Annotated in this window: 18 protein-coding genes and 3 pseudogenes; 8 read left to right on the forward strand and 13 right to left on the reverse strand. The window is 54.4% G+C overall.

All coding sequences use genetic code 11. From position 1 onward, the window contains the following. Positions 1-128: 128 nt before the first annotated feature. The 10 genes from MHM97_RS21450 to MHM97_RS21495 all read right to left on the reverse strand — a co-directional run bounded on the left by MHM97_RS21450 (position 129) and on the right by MHM97_RS21495 (position 10,904). A complete protein-coding gene (locus MHM97_RS21450; protein ID WP_239325473.1) occupies positions 129-1,985 on the reverse strand; it encodes a ParB/RepB/Spo0J family partition protein in 1,857 nt (618 codons plus the stop codon). 304 nt (positions 1,986-2,289) lie between these two features. Continuing rightward, positions 2,290-2,688, reverse strand: a complete 399-nt coding sequence (locus MHM97_RS21455) for a DUF3768 domain-containing protein (protein ID WP_239325475.1) — start codon at positions 2,686-2,688, stop codon at positions 2,290-2,292. A gap of 534 nt (positions 2,689-3,222) precedes the next feature. After that, positions 3,223-3,960: a DUF3800 domain-containing protein gene (locus tag MHM97_RS21460; protein WP_239325513.1), complete on the reverse strand. Its 738-nt coding sequence runs from the start codon at positions 3,958-3,960 to the stop codon at positions 3,223-3,225. A 428-nt stretch (positions 3,961-4,388) separates the two neighbouring features. Further along, complete coding sequence (locus tag MHM97_RS21465) at positions 4,389-4,682, reverse strand: BrnA antitoxin family protein (protein ID WP_239325477.1); 294 nt, start codon at positions 4,680-4,682, stop codon at positions 4,389-4,391. Continuing rightward, positions 4,651-4,926, reverse strand: a complete 276-nt coding sequence (locus MHM97_RS21470; protein WP_239325479.1) for a BrnT family toxin — start codon at positions 4,924-4,926, stop codon at positions 4,651-4,653. The genes MHM97_RS21465 and MHM97_RS21470 overlap by 32 nt, the downstream gene beginning before the upstream one ends. 516 nt (positions 4,927-5,442) lie before the next feature. Beyond that, positions 5,443-5,772, reverse strand: coding sequence for a hypothetical protein (locus tag MHM97_RS21475; RefSeq protein ID WP_239325481.1), 330 nt, complete (start codon positions 5,770-5,772; stop codon positions 5,443-5,445). A 2-nt stretch (positions 5,773-5,774) separates the two neighbouring features. After that, positions 5,775-6,047, reverse strand: coding sequence for a hypothetical protein (locus MHM97_RS21480; RefSeq protein WP_239325483.1), 273 nt, complete (start codon positions 6,045-6,047; stop codon positions 5,775-5,777). A 175-nt stretch (positions 6,048-6,222) separates the two neighbouring features. Next, entirely contained in the window at positions 6,223-7,563 is a 1,341-nt protein-coding gene (locus MHM97_RS21485) for a DUF3560 domain-containing protein (protein WP_239325485.1), read from the reverse strand. Positions 7,564-8,436: 873 nt separating this feature from the next. Then, on the reverse strand, positions 8,437-9,456 hold the full coding sequence (locus MHM97_RS21490) for an endonuclease/exonuclease/phosphatase family protein (protein ID WP_239325487.1): 1,020 nt from the start codon (positions 9,454-9,456) through the stop codon (positions 8,437-8,439). Positions 9,457-9,479: 23 nt separating this feature from the next. Then, positions 9,480-10,904 (reverse strand): hypothetical protein, encoded by a 1,425-nt coding sequence (locus tag MHM97_RS21495; RefSeq protein WP_239325489.1) that lies wholly within the window; start codon positions 10,902-10,904, stop codon positions 9,480-9,482. Positions 10,905-11,549: 645 nt separating this feature from the next. On the opposite strand from MHM97_RS21495, the gene MHM97_RS21500 reads away from it, so the two are divergent. Further along, entirely contained in the window at positions 11,550-12,653 is a 1,104-nt protein-coding gene (locus tag MHM97_RS21500; RefSeq protein ID WP_239325491.1) for a hypothetical protein, read from the forward strand. Then, complete coding sequence (locus MHM97_RS21505) at positions 12,650-14,947, forward strand: ThiF family adenylyltransferase (RefSeq protein WP_239325492.1); 2,298 nt, start codon at positions 12,650-12,652, stop codon at positions 14,945-14,947. The genes MHM97_RS21500 and MHM97_RS21505 overlap by 4 nt, the downstream gene beginning before the upstream one ends. Positions 14,948-14,950: 3 nt before the next feature. Here the strand turns inward: MHM97_RS21505 and MHM97_RS21510 are convergent, their stop codons facing one another. Both MHM97_RS21510 and MHM97_RS21515 read right to left on the reverse strand, forming a co-directional pair. Then, positions 14,951-15,577: a hypothetical protein gene (locus tag MHM97_RS21510; RefSeq protein WP_239325493.1), complete on the reverse strand. Its 627-nt coding sequence runs from the start codon at positions 15,575-15,577 to the stop codon at positions 14,951-14,953. Between the two features lie 631 nt (positions 15,578-16,208). Continuing rightward, positions 16,209-17,645, reverse strand: coding sequence for a P-loop ATPase, Sll1717 family (locus MHM97_RS21515; RefSeq protein ID WP_239325494.1), 1,437 nt, complete (start codon positions 17,643-17,645; stop codon positions 16,209-16,211). A gap of 320 nt (positions 17,646-17,965) precedes the next feature. On the opposite strand from MHM97_RS21515, the gene MHM97_RS21520 reads away from it, so the two are divergent. The 6 genes and pseudogenes from MHM97_RS21520 to MHM97_RS22985 all read left to right on the forward strand — a co-directional run. Next, positions 17,966-18,385, forward strand: a complete 420-nt coding sequence (locus MHM97_RS21520) for an ASCH domain-containing protein (protein ID WP_239325495.1) — start codon at positions 17,966-17,968, stop codon at positions 18,383-18,385. A gap of 257 nt (positions 18,386-18,642) precedes the next feature. Continuing rightward, positions 18,643-19,050, forward strand: a complete 408-nt coding sequence (locus MHM97_RS21525; protein WP_239325496.1) for a LysR family transcriptional regulator — start codon at positions 18,643-18,645, stop codon at positions 19,048-19,050. A gap of 36 nt (positions 19,051-19,086) precedes the next feature. Continuing rightward, on the forward strand, positions 19,087-20,268 hold the full coding sequence (locus MHM97_RS21530) for an IS5 family transposase (protein ID WP_239325497.1): 1,182 nt from the start codon (positions 19,087-19,089) through the stop codon (positions 20,266-20,268). A gap of 129 nt (positions 20,269-20,397) precedes the next feature. After that, positions 20,398-20,517, forward strand: a pseudogene (locus MHM97_RS21535) (IS5/IS1182 family transposase); the annotation flags it as partial. Positions 20,518-20,584: 67 nt separating this feature from the next. Further along, positions 20,585-20,725, forward strand: a pseudogene (locus MHM97_RS21540) (IS3 family transposase); the annotation flags it as partial. 292 nt (positions 20,726-21,017) lie between these two features. After that, positions 21,018-21,216: pseudogene (locus MHM97_RS22985) on the forward strand (IS6 family transposase); the annotation flags it as partial. Positions 21,217-21,609: 393 nt separating this feature from the next. Here the strand turns inward: MHM97_RS22985 and repC are convergent. Further along, positions 21,610-22,965, reverse strand: coding sequence for a plasmid replication protein RepC (gene repC, locus MHM97_RS21550; protein ID WP_239325498.1), 1,356 nt, complete (start codon positions 22,963-22,965; stop codon positions 21,610-21,612).

A 22,965-nucleotide genomic window follows, 5' to 3' on the forward strand; every position in this document is an offset into this window, starting at 1 on the left:
TTTGCTGTTTCCTGCGGAGTGCTGCGCGTTTCCTGGGACTGTCAGTGAATGGGTGGCGTCTGTCTCTCTTAAACCGCATGTTGCGCTCCCTTGGTGGGGCAGGGCGCTTGTGCGTCCCGCCAGCTACATCACTTCATGCCTTCGGGAAGCCACTTATCGATTTTTGCCGCCTGCTTCTGCGTTACAGCGTGAAGTTTCCGGGTGTCCTCGTCGGAGAACAGCTTTTCCATCGATTTTGCCTTTTCGCCCTTTTTCAGCTTGGCGAAGCTCTTGGCCTTCTCGTCGTTGACTTTCAGGTCCAACAGATCGCACCAAAGATCGTTCAGGTAGGGGCCGCCCACTCGGTTGAAAAAGTTCTCAGCGGTAGGGGTCCAGACTGCGCGAATGTCTGTTTTCACCTCGCGGTCCACCAGCTTGCACATCTCGACGTTGCCGCCTTTCAACAGTGCTGCCAGTTGCCGGATCAATTCGCCCTCAACGAACTCTTTTCCCTTCTTGCGAAACGCCTTGAACGCCTCCACCTCATTTTTCCGGCTTGAGATTTTGCTGTCTTTCAGATGCGGCGGCTCAGTGAGCCGAGCATCCAGCGCGTAACCCTTTGCCTCTGTCGTTGGAAGGTTCGGAACTTCGATCTTCGATAGGCCGATAGGATCAGCAAAATAGCTGCCATCTGAGAGTTGGAAGGCCAGCAAAGCCATAAGCAACTCAGGATCGTTGAGCATTGCATGCTGCCGCGCACCTGTCACGACACGGCTCAGATCGTCGGCCAGCTTTTGAGAGATTGGCGATTTAGGTGCGTCTTTCGTGCTCCCAATGGCGTTTTTGCTCAAAACGCCTGCCTCAACAGCTTCCGCCTTGTCCTCTGGGAGCACCAACCCTTTGAAGGTGTCGATTTTTCCGTCATGGTTCACATACATGATGAACCCGGCGTGTTCCTTCTGGACATCAGTGAAATCACCTCTCAGGATCGCCTCCAAGGCATCCAGTTCGGCTTGTTCATCATCCGTCAGATCTTCGTCCTTGAACTCCAATTCTTCGCAACGCTCGGCCTGTTCATCGTTCAACTCTCCCGCCACCGGACGGACGTTGTCGATCTTCCTCTGATCGATGTCCCAATACCCAATGTAGGTATCGGCTGTGGTCTCAGCCCATTTCCACCCTTCTGAGGCGCGCAGTTCTTCTGATGTTGCTGCCAGCTTTTCCAGAAACAGCTTGTCCAGCAACTCTGGATCATCGAACAGCGTGACTTCACTGAACAGATCGCCACCAATGCGACCACCAGCTGCCTTGTACGCCTCTTCTCCAACAAATTTAGCGCGTCGGTCGGTACCTTTGATGCTGTCGGGTTTCAGCATGGTTTTGATGGTGTGGTCGGAAACATGGCTCCGACCGCGCACCTCATTCAGCACCTCGATGCTACGTTCTTCATCGTCGCTGATGGTGAAGCACGCGGCGGCGCTCAGGTTGATTTCACCATTTGCGAGGGCATTGAGCACGGCTTCCGGCAATTTCGACAAAGCCAAGCGGCGGTAAACGTGCTTCTCGGTTACTGCAAATGCCCGCGCAATGTTTCCGGCGGTTGCCCCGTTCGCGCTCATTTTGCCATAGGCGCGGATTTCGTCGGCTGGTTCGAGCGCTTTGCGGGCGATGTTCTCGGTGTTGGCCCAAGCCTCGGCGGTCGCGCGATCGGGGGCAAGGTTGACCAGTGGGTTCGCCAAATCCGGGCGCTTGGTGTCCAGATCGGGGTGTTTTTCTGCAAGATACTGCAAGGCGCGCAAACGGCGACCACCAGCAACGATTTCCGCGCCGCCTTCATCGGTCAGCAGTCCTGAAAGGTTCTGGATCAGGCCAGCAGACCAGAGGCTATCGGCAAGCTCGATGACCTCGTTTTCAGGCACGTTTTGACGTGGGTTCAACGGTGACAGGCTCAAAGAGGCCAGCGGGAACCGGGCTTCGGATGCCGTGATTTTGGATTGTTTGGTCATAGGGTAATTCCTTGAAACGTGGTAAAAGTTCGTGTTATCGGTGCCCCAGCCCTTTTGGGCTGAGGCGGGTGGCCTTATCTGGCCCCGTGTTGCATCAGGAAGCGGCGGCCTATCCCAAATTGATCGCCCTTCCTGACTAGCGCCCAAGCCTCGGCAATTCGGCGCTTCATCGTTTCATTGTCCATCTGTCTCACCTCCTTTCGAGTAACTGAGTGAAGTCGGGAGAGGCTATGAGCGCCCCTCCCTTAGCCTGCTCGACAGGCTTGCAACGGCATGGGGCAGGGAGGGTGCCCCGATGCCGAACTCAGTATTCTGAGGGGAAAAGCAAGGTCATCACGCGGCGGGTCTTTACCGGATCCGCACAGTCGTCCGATCCGTAGCAAAAGGACGGATCGTAGAGGTCGATTTTCCAGTACACGCGGACCTCGACGCCTTTGTTCAGGACTGTGACGGTTCCGAAATCGCGCATTCCATGCGGGTCATTGTCGTCTGAGAACTCGGAGAATGTGATCACTGCAACGCAGATCGCACTGAACGCCTCGGGTGACAGAGCCGAGACACCCTGCGTCATGACGATCTGCCCTTGAACCGATGGGTTCATTCCCCAGCTAGTGCGGAACAGATCATTTTGCTGTGCAATCAATTCGGCGCGTGCTGCCTCGTTTGCTGCCTCAGCGCTTTCGATAGTTTGAATATCAGCCATGTTTGGCCTCCTTTGTGGTAAAGCGGTGGAGGCTTGGTGCCTTCCTTCCGCCGTTGGGCGTGGCCTCGCCAATCTGATCTGACGAAAACCATGTTTTCGGCGGAACAGAGTGGAGAGGGCGAAGCCCGACCCACGGCCCTGGAGCGGACAGTCAAAGGATCGGAACCGAGGGGTGGTGCGGCCCGCAGCGCGCAGCGCGAGGACACGGCCCTCGGTGGAGACGACGCCGCAGGCGGCGCTTGTCTTTTGACTTTCCGATGCAGGGATGTTGGGCGGATAAAACAAATGAAAGATGTCAGGGCTGGGGTGAGCGGGCGCAGCCCGTCGATCCCCTGCGCTGTCACCTGAAACAAAGCGAGCCGCGCGATTAGCGCGGCTCTCCACTGACTCTCAGGTCAAAACTTTCCAGTCCGCAGGAGGCTCAGGAGCCGATGTGGACCTTGCATGCTGCGAGCTGACCGCGCCCATCATAGAGCGAAGGGAAGTGAGCAGCTTGTGGGAAGATTTGACCCGATTTTGGACGGTTAGTTTGATCTATTTGGTTCTCACACCACTGCGCACAGATGCTGCATTTACGCGTGCTTCGAAATAGGTCCGAAAGACCTCATTTTCGGGGTATTGATCTGGCTCAGCCCAAATAGCGCCGAGTCTTCCTACTAACCCGGCAAGCCAATCTGCGGTTTGCATCGTTTGATATCGATGGCTTTGGATTTGGAACGGAGGCTCGATAAGGTGGCGCATAGGCGTTTCGCCACCATACATTTGCATGGACGCCGTTGTGAGCAGCTGATCGTGTTGGTCGTGCTCATCGAGAGCCATCAGGAATCGGCTGTTATCTGGTGCGTCATACTCGCAAAAATCGTTCAGCCGTTTAATAGCTTCTCTCAGGATCGCATGATAAAGGGCATTTGAACTTGCTGTTTCGGGTGTATGAGTTTTCCGAACCCCAACGTAGAAGGTTTTTCCACCGACCTTCTGGATCTTATTCAGGATCCGGTTCGTTGTCGCCCGAAGCTGTTGGTATTTGGTTACATTTGTGACGGTATACAGCGAGGCTCCCTTTTTTTCCCACACGGCCGGATGCTGTTCGGCACGATCAATCTCGAACTTCAGCAAACGGCACTTCTGCTGATAGAACCAGGTGCCGAAGCTGCGTACCTCTTCAAGTGGGATAATGTACCCAGCCAAACCGAAAACGGGGCTCTCTTTGAACTTTGGATCATTTTTTGAGACGAACGGTCCGATGTGACCGAACTCATCCAGATAAACCATATAGATCAAGGGCAACCTCAGAATGCACGAAAGCCCGCGCAACTAAGCACGGGCCTCGGAAAGAAGGCAAGACTCACGCCTTGCGCTTCGATCTCAATATGGTGCCACGCGTGGCATTTGTCAATGCATCATAAGATCAAGGCGCATAGCAACTCGGTATCTAATGAAACCTGACGCCGCGAAAGGCCGAGCTGAAGGCGAGGGAAGACCGTCACCCGCAGGGCTGAGAGGATTTTTTCTGATCGAGATGAGGCCGCGGCGCGGGCTGGCTCTTTGAGACAGTCTGCGTCGCACCTGGGCCTCAGGAGATCAGGAAACATCGGCTCAGGTCTGGCGCCGGCTTAGCCGGTGTCAGACTAGGGCCCGGTCCTCATCTATGATGAGGATTTGCCGCACATAATCTGCACGGCGGTTGACGTTTGCGGAATTTATTCACCACGATGTTGGTGGTGGTTCTTCTCTTTTATGGCGATCATGTAGGATCTCAAGACATCATTCATGCGTGTGAGATGTCCTGGTCCATCGGCTTGAAAGAACTCCAGCACATCAGGATCGATGCGCAGGTGAACAGATTTCTTTTTGGTACGCTTTACGACTTTAGCGTCATCCCAGAATCCATCTGGCATGTCTTTAGTGGGTGCATCTTCAGGAGTATCCTTGAGCTGCCCACTGTCTTTCATTGCTCTGATTTCATCGAGCGATATGGTTTTGATATTCGTCATGTTCCTTTCGACCGCCTTTCCACGCTGAAATTATGCGTATTCGACCGTCTCTTTCGGTATGAGTTACAGAGTAGACGTCGCCATCTACGATCCCAAGCGATATGAACCGCTGTTCTCCATAGTCTTTGCGTTTGTCTTCCTTGGTGAGTGTTTCACCCTCAAATATGAGAGCTGCTACCCAGAAATCCACGCCGTGTTTTTCAATGTTGCTGTCCCGTTTTTTCGGGTCGTAGTCGATCTGCATTTTCGATCCTTGTTCGTTCTGTGTTGTTTCTGTCCATAGCAATCTCTCCTAACTCACTGATATATCGTATTATATTGATGTTGCGATCTATCTTCCCAGTCACAACTACTCAATGTATACACTAAACGTGTACACATCGCAATATTCTCTTTATTCTGGCAGAAATTCGAAGAGCACAGCTATCGCTTCAAAGATAGGTGTTGCGGGGGTCTTCGCCGTCCATAAGGCCACGACTTGCATTGTGGGTTGTTTCTCCTAGTGGGGGACGCAAGGTTGTGGTTCGTCCACTGAGTTCGCATGTTGCCCATTACGCGAAGCGTAAGCCTGCGCGGCAGCGCAGGGCCGGTGATCTTGTGGAGCGCCCCGGCGTTTCACGAGATCACCGGTCAACCATTCTGCCTGGTCAGGCACTTCCCCTGGGGTGAGCGGGCGCAGCCCGTCGATCCCCTGCTCTGTCACCTGAAACTATGTGAGCCGCGCGATTAGCGCGGCTCCCCTTCCTCTTCAGATCACCGTCTAGTCGCGGCGAACGCTTATGATTTTGGTATGCACCCGCGCCGTGCTGAACGTGTCTGGCGTCAAGGTTTCCAAATGCTCTGCCTCGGGATGCTCGAAGGTCACGGGAACCAAGGCGACAAGCGTTGCCGGTTCGGCGTGACCGCCTCGGCCGAGAAGTGAAAGCGCGGCGGTGATATGCTTCCTCACCCCGCGAAATGGGGGGTTCATGATGATGCGCGGAAACTCTGCCTGCCCCTTCACCTCGTCGGCGTATTCCAGAAAACAGCGGTGAATCGTCGGGCCGATCTTACGCACCATCGCCGCAAGCTGGTGGTGTCGTTCGATCAACGTCAGTTCGCGCGGGCTGTGCCCGGACGCCAGAAGCGCCCGCGCAAGCTGGCCGGTCCCGGCGCTTGGTTCAAGAGTGAGATAGTCGCCCTGGGGGCCGAGATCTCGACCATCCGTTCCGCCACATCATCAGGGGTGACGTGGCATTCGGTGGCACGGTCAACCGTGATGATTTCGGGGGACTCGATCTTTTCGAGCGGGGCGACTTCCCCGCGCTTGCGCACGGGGATGGTCAGGGGCTTTTTCGGGCGGGAATAGATCGCGGGGCGGTTCATAGGATTGCCTCAATGTAGTTTTCACGGCGCGCGGTGCGCAACCAAGCTGCGACTTGATCGCGGGGCATATTCATCGCCCCGCCTCCCCATGCCGGCCAGATCGCCGCAGTTTTCCCATAATCGGAGCGGCAAGAGATAAGGCGAACCCCGGATTTCAATCGGTAAACTTTCCGGCTCATTGTGCGGCCACCGTCTCGCGGATGCTCTCGGGGACGTCATGTTGCTTTTGGTCGGTAATGAGGATTGCCGCCCAACCGGCTTGATAGCGCGGCCCCTCGTGCTTCGGGTTCGGCGCAATCCGCACACGATATTCGCCGCAGGTCGAAAGCCGGGTTCCGCGCTGTTCGCTGTAGATCGCCGCATATTCGGCCTTCGTCAGCTCGACTTGCGGCAGCTCGTCAGTCTCCCGGCGATAGGGGTTCTGAACCGAGACTTTGCCGCTCGGGGCTTTGAAATTGAGGATCGGCGGCTTTGCCGGTTTCTTGGCCGGGGGGACGTAGCCGCAGGACTGCATTAGGTCGCACCACTCGTCGCCGGACAGTTCCAGCGCCTTGCCGTCTCCGATATGCAGGGGCAAGGGGGCCTCACATTCGACGGTGAAAAGGTCGGCGTCGACCTTTGCGCCCTTCGGCTTGTCGGCCCCATGCGCTCGAACAAACATCTGCAACAGGGTCGGGGTGATTTCGCCAGCGAAGCGCGGCACCTCGCCCAGCATTTCGCGCTCATAGGAAAGGCGGTTCAGTGTGTGGCTGATCCAGCGCGCCCGCTTCGGCCCTTCGATGATCTGGCGGCAACCGTCCATGACAGCGGCCTTTGCCTCGAAAGCGTCAAGTTTGCCGCTCTCAACGTCGCTCCAAAGGCCATAGCGCGCGAGCGATGCACCATGACCGAGAAAAGCGGTGATCTGCTCGGCGGTCTGCATCTTCTCCCAAAGTTCGAGCGCCTTATGGGCAGAGTTGATCCCGCGTTGCAGGTCGCGGAGTTCGGCCAAAAGCTTTTCGATCCGGCGGGCGCGGACTCGCGGGTCGTTCTTCCGGTTCGCGTGGCGCTCGACGCTCTCGGCCCGGAAGTGCCAATAGCCGATTGCCTTGTGCGCCTTGCTGGCCTTGTCCATGGCACTGTGCATCCGCTCTTGCGTCTTGCGGGCCTTTCGCTCGGAATGGTGCCCGACAAGGATCGGCTGGCCCATGTAGAAGGCTTGCGACAGTTCGTCAGCGGCGCGGGAAAAGGCGGAAGCCTGCGCCGCGCGCTTGTCCGCGATCCCGTCAAGACGGTCGGCCTTCATCTGCGCGCGCTCGGCAAGGGTCATTTCCTCCGGCTCGATTTCGCCCGCCAGTTCGAGCGCCAAATCTTCGCGGGCGCAGGACCAAGCCGGGGCAACAAAAAGCTCCTGCTTCGGTGCCCATTTGAAACCGGCCTCTTTCACGCGCTGGAAGGTCTCGGCATCAAGGCGGCTCGACGCATACAGGCGGAGCTTGTTGTCTTCGGGCGAGTAGGTCGCGGAAATCGTGGTCATTCTTCTTCTTCCTTTGTGGTGAAGCGGTTAAGGCTTGGTGCCTTCCTTCCGCCGTTGGGCGTGGCCTCGCCAATCTGATCTGACGAAAACCATGTTTTCGGCGGAACAGAGTGGAGAGGGCGAAGCCCGACCCACGGCCCTGGAGCGGTGTTGAACGTCAGACGAAATTGACTTAGGCGTCATAAGCTGACCCAATCCACTGTTTTTGCCGTGTGGCTTGTTGCGTTGATCTGGCCTTCCTTTTGGAAAATCAGGGCTGATTTGCAGGTTCAGTCGGCGAAACCGAGGACACGGCCCGGTCTAATCGGATTGCCCGAGGGGAGGGCAGCGCCCTCTCCCTGACGGCCAGAGGCGTTTGGCTTGCCCAAATCCCACTGGCCCGCAAAATATAAGCGGCGGGGCCATCAGCCCCGCCTCCGTGTTGAGGTCATTCAATATTGAAAACTGAGTTCACAGGTTTGGGACGCAACCGTTAGTGCTGATACCCGCATCGATGACCGTAGCCAGCCCGAATACGACACTCATGCAAGGTGCAGCGATATCTTTGCTGCAAGCGCGAACGATCTCCTGAGAGCGGACCTTCGAACGGCTCCGATGACCTGGGCGATGCCGCGCTACGCTCAGATGTCAGCAAAGCGCAGCTAGCGATATTTGAAAAGTCTCAGGATCTGCCACCTGGCAACGGTCCAATGCTGCACGAGCAATGGAGAGAACAGACCTTCGCGGCAGATGCACCCACCAACCACTTTCGAACGGAAGGGAGCGGACATTCCCGCCGTTGGCTGAACGGCAGGATTCAGGAGTGGTCGATTCTGAGGTGCTTAGAAACGTGTGAGTCTCGACTGGTCAGTCGAGACTCCTCTCAGAGCAATACTATCGGGCCTTGAATAGGCCCCTAACAGGATGATGGTCGGTGTCCTCAAATCCCAGGTTCGTCGTCTGCGTGTCGAGAATCTTGACGTTCGGAGAGACCAAGAAACCGTCAATAATAAGCGTGTAGTTTTCGCCCGCAACATAAGGTTTATAGGCTGTACGCACCGTGGGATGGTCAGGATCGACCCCAAGTGACCAGCCGTCGGGGATTTTGGACATAGGGAAATCGCGAATCCAAAATTTGTACTTATCATCTGTCGTGCTTGGAAACTCGGTATCTGCCAGTTTCAGGTTCCAATCGCCACCAATGATCACGCGGCGTCCTAGCTGATATTCTTGCTTCGCAAACTCAAACAGTGCCTCGACCTGCTTCTCCCGGACGCTGTTCTCTGGCCCATCGAACGTACTGAGATGAATGTTGATCAATGTCCAACCCTCGGTACCCGCAAGACGCACAATGTGCATCCGGTAGTTCTTGCGAAAGAGGCCAAGCTGGAAGTCGGGCTCTAGCGGCAGTGCACGCCATTCGGCCGACGCGATTTTGAGTTTCGAGAAGATCACGTTCCCAACCTGCACCTTTAGCGGAGGCGGCACAAAGCGCGTGTCAACGTCGGCCCCGAAGACATAGGCGTGATCGAGCAACGTTGTACGTAAGGGGCTTAGAAGATCTTTCTGATAGGTACTGTAGGATGGTTTTGCCACTTCCTGCAGGAACAACACATCGGCCGTCATGGTGGACAGCTGTTCAAGTATCCCGGAAAGATTTTTGTCGACCAATCCGGCATTCAAGGGACGTTTTTGTTCCCCTAGGTCGAATACAAAATCCGACTCCCGGCCCATCCCGGCATAGCCAATGTTCCAGGTGATCAATGAGAGCTGTCCTGTCGCCAGTTCAGTCGCTGCAGCACCATTCTGAACCGGCGCTTCGGAAATTTCAGGTGGCGTGTAGAACCTGTTCGAGACGACACAACCGGCCATCACCATCACGCAGAACGAAGCAACAAGGAGAAAGGTGAGCATGTGAGTACGCCTCCGGGCCAAAATTACTCATCTTTCTTGGTGTCAGAAGGCTTGGGGTCACCGTTGATTTGCACACGCTTCTTCGTATCGGCATCCGAGGCAAAACTCGACTTTGCAAAGGCGAAAATCACCTTGGCGGCGTATCCAAGCAGCGCGACAACTAACAGCGCTAGAAGGTTCACGAAGTACATTGCCATGAATATCACGAAGATGAGGATCAGCAGTAGGTTCAGGGATACCCAGCCCAAGGGCCAGACATCCATGCCTTCAATCTTTTCGCGCTCCGCCTCGGTCAAATCGCCTTGGTTCAGCAAATGTGCTCGCCCCTTTCTCCCTGTTGCACGCAACATGATCCACACCACCGCCAGTACGATAATAACCAACAGAAACATGGCAATGGCGGAGCCAAAAATTTGAATGTTCGTACCGATTGTATTCGTCGGCAGAACCGATCCAATGGATTCCAAGATTTCCAATACCTTGTCTATACTACCTTTAGACACCGCCTCGTTAAAACTCTCGATCGCATCCCCGAAGACCATTTGGAAAATATTCTCGTGCTTTGGAGAGCGGAGAAAAACATTCTGCAAGTGCATTGTCAGCGCCAGTAGCGCTGTGAATATCCCGGACCAGACTAGATGATCAAAAACTTCTTCAAAGGCTTCGAAGCCGGACCGTGGATCACTACTCTTTCGGCTCGGTACGATTATAAATCCAGCCTTGTTCAGACGGTTGGGCGAGAAGAAGGCGGCGACGCTGAAGAACCATATGAAGACCGACAGTATCAATCCGGCCCCGAAGCTGGGGATCAGCAAATAGACATAAAGAGAGAACCAGGTATTTGCATCTGCGTTGACATCGGTGGCATCGAAAAGGGCTGCGATGGACCAGTCAAACTCATAGCTCGAGTGCGAGAGTCTGAACTTATCCGGTTCCGACGCGAAAAGGTTGGTGAGAGTGTTTGGATCGATGGTCCATGCTAGTACTACCTGATAGTAGTCTCCGTACATTATAAATACGATCAGAAATAGGAAGATTGCAAACGCCAAGAAGGAGGCAAACGTCGAATCCCGCCGCCAGATAGCCATAACGTCACTCTCAGTGGCTAGCGTCCCATCTGTTCGTTGCAGCATATCTCTGGCGATCAGTTCCTTGATCATAGGCTCGACGCCCGCACGCGCGCTGAGGACATGGAAGATCGCTAACGGCAACAGGACGAATCCCGCTAAGCCCCAGTTTGGTGCCCAGACATAACCAACTTGTTTGATGACGCCCGGATTAAGTCCCTCAATCGATGTGCCAAGAACCTTCCCATCCCACTGAACATCGTGCACGCCGATTAGCACCGAAGTGGCGGCAGCGATCAGCCCTAGGATTACATAAATCGTCGTAATCTGCGTGGCGTTCTGTCCCAGCCAACGCCAGAGGCTGTCGATTTTTAATAACATCCAATCTAAAGGTACTCGATACAATCCAGAACCCTACTCCCAAATCGCCTGTAAGCTCACCGCCCATATTCCGTGATATTAAGCTGTATTTTCGCCATTGTCTCCCGAAAACTCTACCGCGCACATAACACCTGCTGAAGTGAATGACAGGTTCCCAACCCTTGCCAACACCGCTGCTAGATTTGACCCGTTTGACACATCGCAACTGACAAAGCCGCCTTTCATCGCGGCGCAGAAGAATGGAACTTTGGGTCTCACACCGGACTTGCGGCGGTGCGGTTGCAAGGTTGTAGCGAACCCGCACCAGATCCATGCTGCCATATGACGCCAGCCAGCCCGAAGGAGACATTCGTTTGGCACTGCGGCACAGGAAGCCCCCAGCAGGTCGGGCGGGAAGCGGTCATTCGCTGCACCTTGAGTGAATGGCTGCTAACAGTGAGGTTTCTAAAATAGGGCGTATTTCTCGTCATTGACGTTCTAGCGAATACGAATGATTGAACAAAAAAATCCGCTGCCACCTGCAAAACACTGCATATAGAGTAATTTTGAAGAGCGCCTCTTAAAAAAACACCACATCTGGTACTTGAAAACCGTGCATCGGCTTCATATCTGATGACGAGCATTTGAAAACCAGTGAGGCAAATTATGTCGGCTCAAAAACTTACTTTTTTTTCGTGCGACAACGGAGACGCCTCCCTTATTGAGGCCCACGGCTGGGTCATCATGACGGACGTAAGTTATCGTGCCGACGCCAGTGGCGAGGACAGCGACACGCTGGACTTCGCGCCCAAAGTCAGAAGCGCTTGCAATGACGATAAGCTGGATATTTTTGTTCTGACCCATCCTGACGAAGATCACCTCAGTGGCTTTGGCGACATCTTCCATTTGGGCAAACCAGAAGACCGCGACAGCGACCCAGACGAAGGCGATGTTCTGATACTGGTCGACGAGATTTGGTGTAGCGAATACTCCGCCAACCCAAACTACACGACAGACAAATCCAAACCAGTTCTAGACGAGATCAAACGCAGGAAAGCGCTGCAAGGAACACAAGCGGGAAACAAAGATGGAAACCGGCTCAAGGTTCTAACTGCAAGCTCAGGCGCGAAGAACACGCTCTGCAATGGGATCGAGTGGCGGCTTCTGGCTCCCAATTCATCCGAAGGAAACATCCCCAAGGCGAAAGAGGGTGAACCCAAGAATTCATCTAACCCGGCCAGTCTTGTTATCCAGTGGACGGTTAAGATACGGGGACGAGAATCCGTTTTTGTGCTGGCCGGTGATTCAACCGTCGATATCTGGGAACGGCTCAACAAAGAGATGACTGATGAGCAGCTTGAATGGGATGTTCTGCTCGCGCCGCACCATTGTTCCAGACATTCGCTTGGCCGCAAGGCATTTAAGAACGGTGAGGAAATCTTTGAATGGTCCGATGAGGCGTACGCAGGTTTAAATCACCCGAGGTCTGGAAAATCTCATGTTGTGGCAAGCTCGCGCAAGTTTGGCTTAAAACACCCTCCTCACCCTGAAGCACGCGACAAGTATCGCAAAATGCTCGCGCAGGGCGGCGAAGTAACCCAAGCTGTGCGAGATCGGTTCAGATGCACAGCCGGGGCACATGGCGATAAGCCGAAAGATGTCGTGTTCAATTTCACCGCCAGTGGCATGACACTCGCTGTAGCACTAGCATCGCCGGCAATCGGGTCTCCCGCTACTTCCGCAGCAGCAGGCGGCGGCGGGTACGGATGAGTGAAGACCATAGGGCGGCGTCCGAGCATCCAAGAAACGTACTGTGGGAGTTATCCCGTATCAGTCGTTCTGGGCCCGTAATTGAAGAAAGCATCAACGCCTCGGAATCTGAAGATGGGCGCTTTGTCGTTGCATTTGAGATAAAGACTGACCTCCTGCTTGAAGAGCAGGAAACCCGTATTCTTGACGTTGAGCCTGTTGTCTTTCGCTATCCCAGAAAAGAACTTGTGGGACGCGCCGCGCCAATCGTTTCAAGTGGAAGGCCCGATTTTCCACGAAGCTTACAACACCTTATAACGTCTGGGGCAGATGAGCCTGCCGTGTTTTGCTTGGCGCGAAGCGGTTTGCAGCCCATCTATGAGCACGCCGGAATTGAGGGTGTCATTGCCAGGTTGGTTGACTGGTTTCGCGATGCGAAGACAAAATCCTACCACGCCGATGGCTGGGAGCCGGTGCCAGTTGTATGGCCTGAAAACCCAATCTTGGGCTATCTAAACCCAAGAATTCTTCAAGAGCACGCCGCTGCAAACCCTAGCGGCGGTTACGCGTACATCCGCGCCCAGATAAACCGCAATTACTTGAACGGGGTTTTCATACACGCCGAGCTTCCGATAATCGATTTGGAGAATGGTGAAGCGGTAAAAAAAGCAAAGGAACTATTTGGTACCCTTGAGCAGGATAAGACCTCTCACATCCCGGCAGTATTCTGTTGGGCGAACGCCGACGAACCAGACGACTTTCCCTACTTCAACACTTGGACAAGCGTTAAAAGCATCGTCCAAGGTACCGAGAAGGCGAAACTTGCTCCGCATCTGACCACGGCGATGAACCGGCTGGAAATTAACTTTGGTGTTGACTGTGACCGAGACATGGCCGGTCACCGCGCAGTTATTCTCATCCTTGGGATCTGGCGGCCCGTTCCAATCGACCCCACAATCGTTGGCCTGTCTGAAGACGCCAATGCACGTCAATTGGAGTTGCGAACTTACTACCTACAACGCGACCTTGCCGACTACTGCAACCGCTGGGATACCAAGTCAGAAGTTCAACCATTTATTGGAATGGTGCCACCAATCAGCGAAACTCTTGCCGCGGTATCAGGAGAGGAGCCGCTCCCGTCTTTCACTTTGATCGGTGCCGGTGCTCTCGGGAGTGCATTCGTCGATTATGCCACCAGAGGCGGCGCAACAAAATTCTCCGTATACGACCACGATATGCTGCTGGCACATAATTTGGCGCGGCATCGTGGAACAGAAGAGCTTATGCGGTACGGCAAAGCTGACGTTGCTGCAGTGATCGCCAATCAACGTTTACAAGGAACTCAGGTAGAGCATCATTCGGAGAATTTCCTTGAAGTCAAATTTGAGAAAGTTACTGAGGAAATCAACAAAACTGAGCTCGTGATAGACACTTCTGCGGATGCGCAGGTAAGACGCCGTCTCTCTATAGGCTGGGAGAGTGGTCCTAAAATTCAAAGGTCAGAGATTTTTCACGAAGGGCGTCTTGGAGTTAGCTATCTCACCGAGTTGGGCAGTGACCACAACCTAACCATGATGCATATGCAGTTGATTGCGCACGCTGAGCACAACCCAGCTGTCAGGGATTGGCTTAAGTATGAGGCGACACAGTCGTTTCTAGATAACGAGCTTATCCTTGGATTCGGTTGCAGTTCGATGACCACAAAGATGCCCGCTTACAAAGTCGATGCACATGCTTCGTCCTCTTTCGCCTTCTGCAAAAAACACACACAGGAATTCTCGAAACCTGCGATACTTCTTAATAGCATCGACGAAAATGGACTGCCTTGCGGCGCGACAGAGTGGCACCCATCATCCATCTCCACATTCGGCCCAAGCGACGAAACGGCCAACTGGAAAGTACTCGTTTCGCAATCCGTTTTAGAAACCCTGCACGAGCTAAGATTGAATCACGCACCTGATGAAACCGGCGGATATCTCTATGGAGGGATAGATGAATATCTATCGCAAATCTACGTCGTGGCAGCATCCAGCCAACCACCGGACACAATCGCTTCGCCAACATATCTCCAGCTCGGTCGCTGGGGCCAGACGCCTTGGGAAAAGAGCTTCGTTCGCAGAACAAAGGGGCGTCTCGCAGTTGTTGGAACGTGGCATTCGCACCCTAATTCGGCACCGATCGCGTCAAACCGAGACTGGAAAACTGTCAAAGGATTTGTCGCGGAAGACTTGTTGCGTGCACTTCCCACGCTCATGGCGATAACGGGCGCCCACGAAGACCGCATGTACGTGTTGGACGCCACCGTCGAAACTTGAGACCTATGCGGTAGATGACGTGGCCGGAGTTCGAAGGTATTCGGCAAACGCTTCGCGCGCATAGTGTTTCCCAAAACGAACCATACGAATGGTAAAGACTAATGCAGTGGCAGCAAGTAGCAGTGCGATGGAGTATTTCTCAGGACGAAAAACCACAACTAATGCTGCGGCAATAAGAAAGGCGACAGCAGTTCCGCGCATAAGCCCATAATTGCGATTGAACTTTTCGATCCTGTCTACGCTTCCATGTTGGCGTATGTGAACGAACAACTCACGCATTTGCCCCCTGCCTTCGCCAAATGACGTGGCAGTTTTCTCGCCAAAGTCGGTCGTGAGTTTTTGTTGTAATTGCTCTCGTTGTTGTTGGCTCAAAAGGCTTGAGGAAGCCGCCATGACTGAGGCGGTAGGCCAACCGCCTAAGATCTTCCATATGACGGACTCCCAAACGTTCCCGCCCGCCTGCACAAAATGACCTGCTATGAATGCAAGAATGAGTACGAGCCCTAAGTCACCGAGGCTCAGAGAAGTCGTGATACTGGGTACAATGTCAGGAAAAATCAACGCTAACGTTACAACCAGCACACTGCCCGGTACTATCACGCTGGTGTATTCATAGGGGTCAAATTTCATTTCAACATCTTCCCTTTCGTTGGGCAGGTTTGGCTTAAGATATTCTTGAACGAGAAGTACTTCAAAGGTTTAAAGTGCGAGGTCTGCGAGTTTAACTCTCGTTAACAGTGACCTGAAGCGCTCTGGTGCAGTCTGCAGAAATGAGGCGAAAACCCAACCAAACTGACCTTCCCAATAGGCTCAAGTTACCGCAACTCGGAAGCCTCTGATCTGAGTTGCCAAACGAAAGCGGCCATTCGTCCAAACTTTGGGGGACGGCCGGTTTGGGCCGAATGAAACCTGCCAAATGTCAGTACGTGATTCTAGCGCCGCGCTACCGCAAGTCCGCTCTCAGCCCTTTATGGAAATTCGTTTTCCACCTGCATCGGATGAGCCCGCCAGCAGGCGGGCGATTTTCGGACCTTCTCTGCATGTGCGAACTTTCTCTGCTTCCAACATGGAAGTGCACATTTCGGCACGCTCACGTCGCCGGGCATGGATCAATCCACGCAGCAAGCGGATTCCGTGTCTTTACTGCGCTGGACGCCAACGCCCAAAACGCTGTCACCCTTTTACAAAATACAAAATCCAATAGTATGTTATTGAAAGTGTCAGATCGTTGCCGTGCGATCACTCACTGACCGAATAAAAATCAGGAAATACCAAGACTCCTCATGAGCCCTCCGTGAACACAAAGGCTTTCATCCATATTCAAAACTTTAACTTGGCTATTGTATGCAAAAACCCGATGCCCACCAGACGTGATGTTTCCTATTACATTGAAATGATAGAGTACCTTTAAAACTTGACTCTCTGTAATCTCACTGCGGTCATGTTCTGGAAGCTGATTTTGATACTCCCTATATCGATCATTAAATTCCTTTCTTGAGAATACTTGCTTCCTTATTTTGGCAAGAACATCAAGAACCTCGGATATGTCCTCCATGACTGGGAAGACCTCATCAATTATTTCCCTCCTCATATATGAAGAGTGCCCATCGATAGCGTCCTTGATGACCTTATTATTGATCCTTCGATCTCCATCAAGCGACATCGCAATCTTCGCGCACTCCCTTATATAACTCACAACGTCGCGGGGCCTAAGAAAGGTTCTTCCAAGTATGAACCGAAACGTATCCGATGAGTTTTTCCCATTAGTTCCAAAGCGAGTTTTGTTGACGGAAAAAACTGCATCCCAAGCTGCATCGGGCTCAACAGGCGACAGAGTTCTATGTAGGGCCTGAGATAGCCTATGTTTTGTCATTTGCCGAAGCTGACTTTCATCCCACTTCAATGTGACTGCTCTATCCAGCCATTTGTTCTTGTCGACATCCCGGCACAAATCAAAGATATCATCTCGCAAGAATATAACTGGCCTTATCTTCGCATGTGACCCTGAGAACTCAGCTCGAATATTCTGCACCGCCTTAAAAAGGCTGATTAGCAGCTCGAAGTAACCATCTTTGCGGTCAGGGCTCAAAACATCCCGATAATCCTCGTCAAGCTCATCAAAAATAATGAAGTAGTCGCTGTCATCTATATGCTCTGTAATAAATCCCTTTAGAGCCTCATTCGCCTTTATGAAATCGAACCGATCCTCGCCTGCATCTTCGCCAAAACTTCCTCCTGTGCCAAGTATCGTCAGTCCATATTTTCTTGAGGTGATGTTCTTCACTGATTGCGATAGGGCCCCTTTGACTTCGAACTGGAATGCTTTTCTTAGATCAAACTTACATCCTGACAGAACTTTTTCATTTTCCGCCATCATGGAGCAGATGTAATGATAAATCACATATGTCCATATTGTGATGTACTGGTTTGGACGGTTGTAATTCTCGTCGGCGAAGCTGTATAGAGCATTGAAGGGGAAGTTCTTGAAAGAAAGAAGTTTTGAGAATTTGTTGTGTGATCGACGTGAGTGCAAATAGTCAGCAATTGCAGTTTTCCCCGTTCCCTTCCTTCCTATCACATAATTTTTTATGCCTTTCTCAATGAAGGAAACGTCATTGAAATGAAAGAAATAGTCGCTACCGCTCTCTTCTCGTGCCTCAATTGGCCAAGATGCGATTTCTAAGAACGTGTCATTCAACAATGTGTCGCCTCATACCATATATTTTTGCTAACTTTACTCGGGTTATATGCTTTGAATATAGCATTGTCGGGCGTCCCTCAAGAAGCATGCTGAAGCGTATTCGCTCGGAGGGGACTTTGCAGGCGCAGCGAATGATCGGATCGACAGGCCGCGCTGCGACATAGGCTCGTCGGCTCAAGGGCTGGTTTGGGCCGTGAGCGGCGAAGGACGGTGTGCGACCAAGCGCCATCCTGCCGCATGTCCGGTTCGGACTCTTCTCTATCATTCAGGAAACCGGTATGCTGCTCGGCAATGCTATCAAAGCGGAGGAATAAGCAGTGTCTGCCATCGAAGCCCTGAAGGATCGCTATCCCGGTGCTGTGACGTTCAAGTTCGGCGATAGCTCAGCTCTGAGCAGTGCCCTCGTTTCTCTTGTTCGGTCAGGACGAAAAGTGGCGACTTGCAGCGCGCTCAGTGACTACGAGACTGGCGAGCCTCGTCCCGTGGTCGGCCGACGGGATATCGTCCTTGCATGGGACGGATCGCCGGAGTTTGTCATTGAAACTGTAGAAGTAGTTCAGTGCAGTTTCGAGGAAGTGACTGAGGCGATGGCACTTGCGGAAGGTGAGAACGACGACCTTGAAGGTTGGCGCAAAGATCACCGCGACTATTTTGAGAGGAACGGGGGCTTTTCTTATGAGATGCAACTGGTGTGGGAACGGTTCGTCCTCTTGGAAGATTTGGCACCGAAAAGCTGATCGGCCGCTGAGTCCCGCCCTGCTTACCTTCATACTCCGAAATTGCCGCACGATTGGCGAATGTCCGGTCTCATGAAGTTGCTCCGTAGCGCTCGGCCGGGAAACGAATGGCCGCAATGGGCCGTTCAAAGCCTATCGACTGCCTTAGGCGACCAGACTCGTTCGTGAGAAGCGGCGGGCACGTATACGTTTTTGAGTAGCAAACTGCGAAAAGACGTTGATTTTTTTAGGATGTCCGCAAATGTATAACCTACGTTATGAACTGGAATTCGATATCTTTCGACTGGAACCAAGCTCGGGCTTTTTTGGCAGCAGCAGAAGAACGCTCTCGGTCTGCAGCTGCGGACGTTCTGGGCGTCACGCAGCCAAAGATCACCCGGCAGATTGCGTCACTTGAGAAGGAACTCAAAGTTGTCCTGTTCGAGCGGACGGGACGCTCCGTAACGCTGACACCGGTGGGGCAGACCCTTCTTGAGCATGTGCGGACGATGGCAGGCGGAGCGAATATGATGTCGCTTGCGGCTTCTGGTCAGGCAGAGGACATCGACGGGCTTGTGCGAGTTTCAGCTGCAGACATGACGGCCGCTTATCTCCTGCCGCCTATTCTGGATCGTCTTAACAGGCTGCTGAAAAACACCGGGCTCGACGCGGTTTCAAGAACATGATTCACCTCGGTCACGGTGGCGGCGGTGAGGGTGACTATGCGCGGGACGGACGAAGCGAGCGGATCGTTGTTCAGCTATGTGGACCTTGAGGAGCGGGTTCCGACGGGTCATCCGCTTCGCAAGGTCCGGCAGATCGTGAACGACGCGCTGGCGAGTCTCGATGCCGAGTTCGAAGCGCTCTACACGGACTTCGGCCGCCCCTCTATTGCGCCTGAGCGCCTGATCCGAGCCAGCCTTCTGCAAATGCTGTTTTCGATCCGCTCGGAGCGGCAGCTGATGGAGCAGATGAACTACAACCTGCTGTACCGGTGGTTCGTCGGGCTCGGCATCGACGACGCCGTGTGGGTCCCGACCGTGTTCACCAAGAACCGCGACCGGCTGCTGACGACCGACATATCGCGCAAGGTCATGGCCGCGATTCTTGCGCATCCGGAGGTCAAGCCGCTGCTGTCGGACGAGCACTTCTCGGTGGACGGCACCCTGGTCAAGGCATGGGCCTCCATGAAGAGTTTCCAGCTGAAGGTCAGCCCGCCACCCGATCACGATGACGACCCGGGCGACCCACCGCCGCCATCACCCCAGGAGCCCTCCGCAGACACCGACCAGCCGCCCCAGCAGACCGAGACCCAGCCGATGCCCGACACGCCCCGCCAGACGCACAACGCCGAAGTGAACTTCCGGGGCGAGAAGCGCTCGAACGCGACCCATGCCTCCGTCACGGACCCGGATGCGCGGCTCCACAAGAAGGCACCGGGTGCTGCGGCGACGCTGTGTTTCATGGGGCACACGCTGATGGAAAACCGCAATGGGCTCGTGGTGCAGGCGGACCTGACCCACGCCGACGGTCACGGCGAGCGGAAGGCGGCGCTCGAGATGATCAACCGGCATTCCCCCGGCTCGACCCGGCGTCTGACACTCGGGGCGGACAAGGGGTATGACGCGGCCTCCTTCGTCGCCGAGTTGAGGCGCATGGTCGTGACGCCACATATCGCGCAGAAGGCCCGGCATTCCGCCATCGACGGGCGGACGACCCAGCATCCCGGCTACGCCTTGTCCCAGCGGCGCCGGAAGAAGATCGAGGAACCGTTCGGCTGGGCCAAGACCGTCGGCGGCATGGCCCAGACCGTTCACCGCGGCCTCGACAGGGTCCGCGTGCAGTTCACGATGACAATGACGGCCTGCAATCTGGCCAGGTTGCCGAAACTCCTGGCAGCGTGAGAAACTGAGCATTCCAGACCCGGCGTCCGCCCCCGATGCCACAGAGAACCGCCTTCAAATCGTGGCGGCAGGAACAACGTCCTTCGAGCCCGACTTCTTCAGCAGCCTGTTAAGGTCCAAAGCGAAGATGATTGGAACGCCCGCAAGCACGGCGGAGCCAAACGGCAAATTTGGCGGAAGATACACATCGGGATTGACGAGAAAACGCTGGAAGTTCGAGCTATCGAAGTCACCTGCAGCAACATTGGTTATGGAGTAGTCCCCTGAAAGTGGTTCACCAACTGGATAGATTATCCCGCGAACTGGAGGATCAGCGATGGCTGGAAAACGTGAGAAGCCCGAAGAGGTCGTGTCTAAGCTTCGGCAGGTAGAAGTTCTGCAAGGTCAAGGCGCGACGATGGCTGAGGCGCACCACCAGATCGGCGTGACGCAGCAGACTTTCTATCGGTGGCGGAAACTCATGGAACGGTAGGGCCGGCCCCGTGTTCCGGTGACGGACAAACTGCAATCCCACGGTGCAGCAAAGGTGCAGATCGCCCCGGAATTGGGTTTGGCCAGCACAAGGGCTAAAACAACCGAAGCGTGGCTTCCCACCGGCATACCCGAAGGCACGAGAAGATCATGGGCCGGTTCAAATCCCCGCACGATCAGGCCGCCAGTCTGTTTCGCCCAAGTCACCACCGCCTGTCCGCAGAATCTTACCGCTACGCTAGATACGATGCGTTCTCGCTGCGGACCGGCTATTCTACAGCCATTTACCGTTCCGAAAGCGAGAGCGCGTGATGCACGGGTCATTGCTCACCCGGTGGTTTGCAACTCTTCGTGTCCATCCATGCTGCCACCCGCAATTGTTTCTCCGTTCCAGCTCTCCGACGCGCAGAGTTGACCATTCGCCACCACCGGATGAAAGCTCTCAGGGCGTGGAAAGCTGCCGCCAACGTCGCATGAGGCCTGCATCAACACCCCGGACTTCCTCTCCTTCGGTTAACGTGACAACTCCCGGCATAGTGTTGGATTGCAGGGTAATCCGGATGCAAACCGTGAATCGGGTCTGAGTGTCAACTCGGCGTCATCTGATCAATGATAGCAAAAAGACCTTGTACTCGTATCAAGGGATGGCAAGGTTTGAGATCGTGTGACTGTCGGAAGCACTTTGTTTTTATTTGTGGGCAGAAGCTTGATGACGTCCACGCTCCAAGCGTACGAGTTTAGAACCAAGCGTGTCTTGTAGAAAGTTCACAGTTGTGAACTTTTGATGTAGGCCACAAGGGGCCATCTGCCTCGTAGAGTTCACAGTTGTGAACTTTCTCTGCCCGTGAAATCCAACATCCCGTACATTCCTCAGTGTTTGCGCAAAAGCGCCATGACCATCGGGCCGCTGGAAAACGTGCCATTGGCGGATTTCGCGCTGAGATGGCGCAGGTAACCACCGGGGTTTTTGATTTCTTCAAAGCGTTCGAGCATTGACGCAAGGACCACTGCGGCCTCTGCTGGACCCATCACGCTCAGAGCCTCCTCCCAGGCGGAGGTGGAAATGCCCATCATCGGGCGGATGTGATGCGCAGCTTTGACCAGATCATGCCAGTGACGAATGGGATGATCGATATAGCTCTGGATGCTGGCGCAGGCAGCAAGGGTGACGGATAGCGGCATGTTTGGCAACTTATCATGTGCGGATGTAGAGGTGCTTTCCGGGGCGTTCGGTGCCGTCATAGTTTGATAATCGCTGGCAGTGACCTTGGCAGGGCAGGGGGTGTCTGTGCGGAGTTGTGGTTCTTTCTCAGCTTGCGCGATTTGTGGCGAGGCGCTGTCCTCTGCGGGGGTGTCCGTCCCCACCTCGCTTTCAGATTCAAAAGAGTCTTTCTGTGAATTCTGATGGTGCTGCTCAATTTCGTCGGCTTTGGTGCTCAGTTGTGGTGTTTCAATGAGCGCATCAGTGCTGTTGTCCACAGGCTCCATCGGGTCGAGAATGTCGCGTGCCTCATCCAGAGCGACGCGCAATTGGGCCTCCATTTGTGCGAGGTCCGCGAGGGTCAGCTTGCGCCGCAGGGCACGCGCGGAGAGGGCCGCCAGATCGCCAAGACGATCCCAGAGCGGCAGGTCCGGACGCAGGGAGAGGCCAAACTCCGCCAGCCCGGCCAGATCGCGGCGCATCAGGCTGACGGTCTCGCGCAGGTGTTTCAGGCGAAACTCCTCGGCGCGCACATCCTCTGCCGCCATTTCAATCTCGCGGGCGCGTTGGCGCAGTGGCGAGAGGTCAAACCCATAGGCCACCTTTTCGCCGCCATAGCGCCGGGCGTAGCGCTTACCGTTGGGGCTGTCGCGCCGCAGCAGCAGACCTGCGTCAACCAACCGAGCGAGATAGCGGCGCATGGTGGAATTGGCCATGCCATTGAGCCGGTCGCAGATGGTTTGGTTCGACGGATGGATGACAAGCGCGCGGTCTGCGGGCAATTCGGTGCCGGACCAGAAACTCAGCAGCGCTTGCAGCACGGAGAGATCGCGGTCGCTCAGGCCAAAATGATGCCGCGCCACCGCAAGATCGCGCAGCACGTTCCATTTGCTGACCGGTTTTGCCGGTTCCAGTTGAGATGACGCGGCAGGCATGCGTTCGCTTGCCGCCTGAAGCTGGTTCTGACGTTGGATCAGAACAGCATCAACGGTGCGCCCAAAAGGCGTGACAGGATGATACCCCAT

It is taken from the genome of Epibacterium sp. Ofav1-8, from assembly GCF_022348185.1.
Taxonomy (GTDB): Bacteria; Pseudomonadota; Alphaproteobacteria; order Rhodobacterales; family Rhodobacteraceae; genus Epibacterium.

Excerpts from the sequence above, each read along its gene's own strand:
- repC (WP_239325498.1), bottom strand. The coding sequence starts at position 22,965 with ATGGGGTATCATCCTGTCACGCCTTTTGGGCGCACCGTTGATGCTGTT.
- MHM97_RS21455 (WP_239325475.1), bottom strand. The coding sequence starts at position 2,688 with ATGGCTGATATTCAAACTATCGAAAGCGCTGAGGCAGCAAACGAGGCA.
- MHM97_RS21485 (WP_239325485.1), bottom strand. The coding sequence starts at position 7,563 with ATGACCACGATTTCCGCGACCTACTCGCCCGAAGACAACAAGCTCCGC.
- MHM97_RS21460 (WP_239325513.1), bottom strand. The coding sequence starts at position 3,960 with ATGGTTTATCTGGATGAGTTCGGTCACATCGGACCGTTCGTCTCAAAA.
- MHM97_RS21490 (WP_239325487.1), bottom strand. The coding sequence starts at position 9,456 with ATGCTCACCTTTCTCCTTGTTGCTTCGTTCTGCGTGATGGTGATGGCC.
- MHM97_RS21470 (WP_239325479.1), bottom strand. The coding sequence starts at position 4,926 with ATGCAGATCGACTACGACCCGAAAAAACGGGACAGCAACATTGAAAAA.
- MHM97_RS21495 (WP_239325489.1), bottom strand. The coding sequence starts at position 10,904 with ATGTTATTAAAAATCGACAGCCTCTGGCGTTGGCTGGGACAGAACGCC.
- MHM97_RS21525 (WP_239325496.1), top strand. The coding sequence starts at position 18,643 with ATGAACTGGAATTCGATATCTTTCGACTGGAACCAAGCTCGGGCTTTT.
- MHM97_RS21510 (WP_239325493.1), bottom strand. The coding sequence starts at position 15,577 with ATGAAATTTGACCCCTATGAATACACCAGCGTGATAGTACCGGGCAGT.
- MHM97_RS21465 (WP_239325477.1), bottom strand. The coding sequence starts at position 4,682 with ATGACGAATATCAAAACCATATCGCTCGATGAAATCAGAGCAATGAAA.
- MHM97_RS21450 (WP_239325473.1), bottom strand. The coding sequence starts at position 1,985 with ATGACCAAACAATCCAAAATCACGGCATCCGAAGCCCGGTTCCCGCTG.
- MHM97_RS21505 (WP_239325492.1), top strand. The coding sequence starts at position 12,650 with ATGAGTGAAGACCATAGGGCGGCGTCCGAGCATCCAAGAAACGTACTG.
- MHM97_RS21500 (WP_239325491.1), top strand. The coding sequence starts at position 11,550 with ATGTCGGCTCAAAAACTTACTTTTTTTTCGTGCGACAACGGAGACGCC.
- MHM97_RS21480 (WP_239325483.1), bottom strand. The coding sequence starts at position 6,047 with ATGAACCGCCCCGCGATCTATTCCCGCCCGAAAAAGCCCCTGACCATC.
- MHM97_RS21530 (WP_239325497.1), top strand. The coding sequence starts at position 19,087 with ATGCGCGGGACGGACGAAGCGAGCGGATCGTTGTTCAGCTATGTGGAC.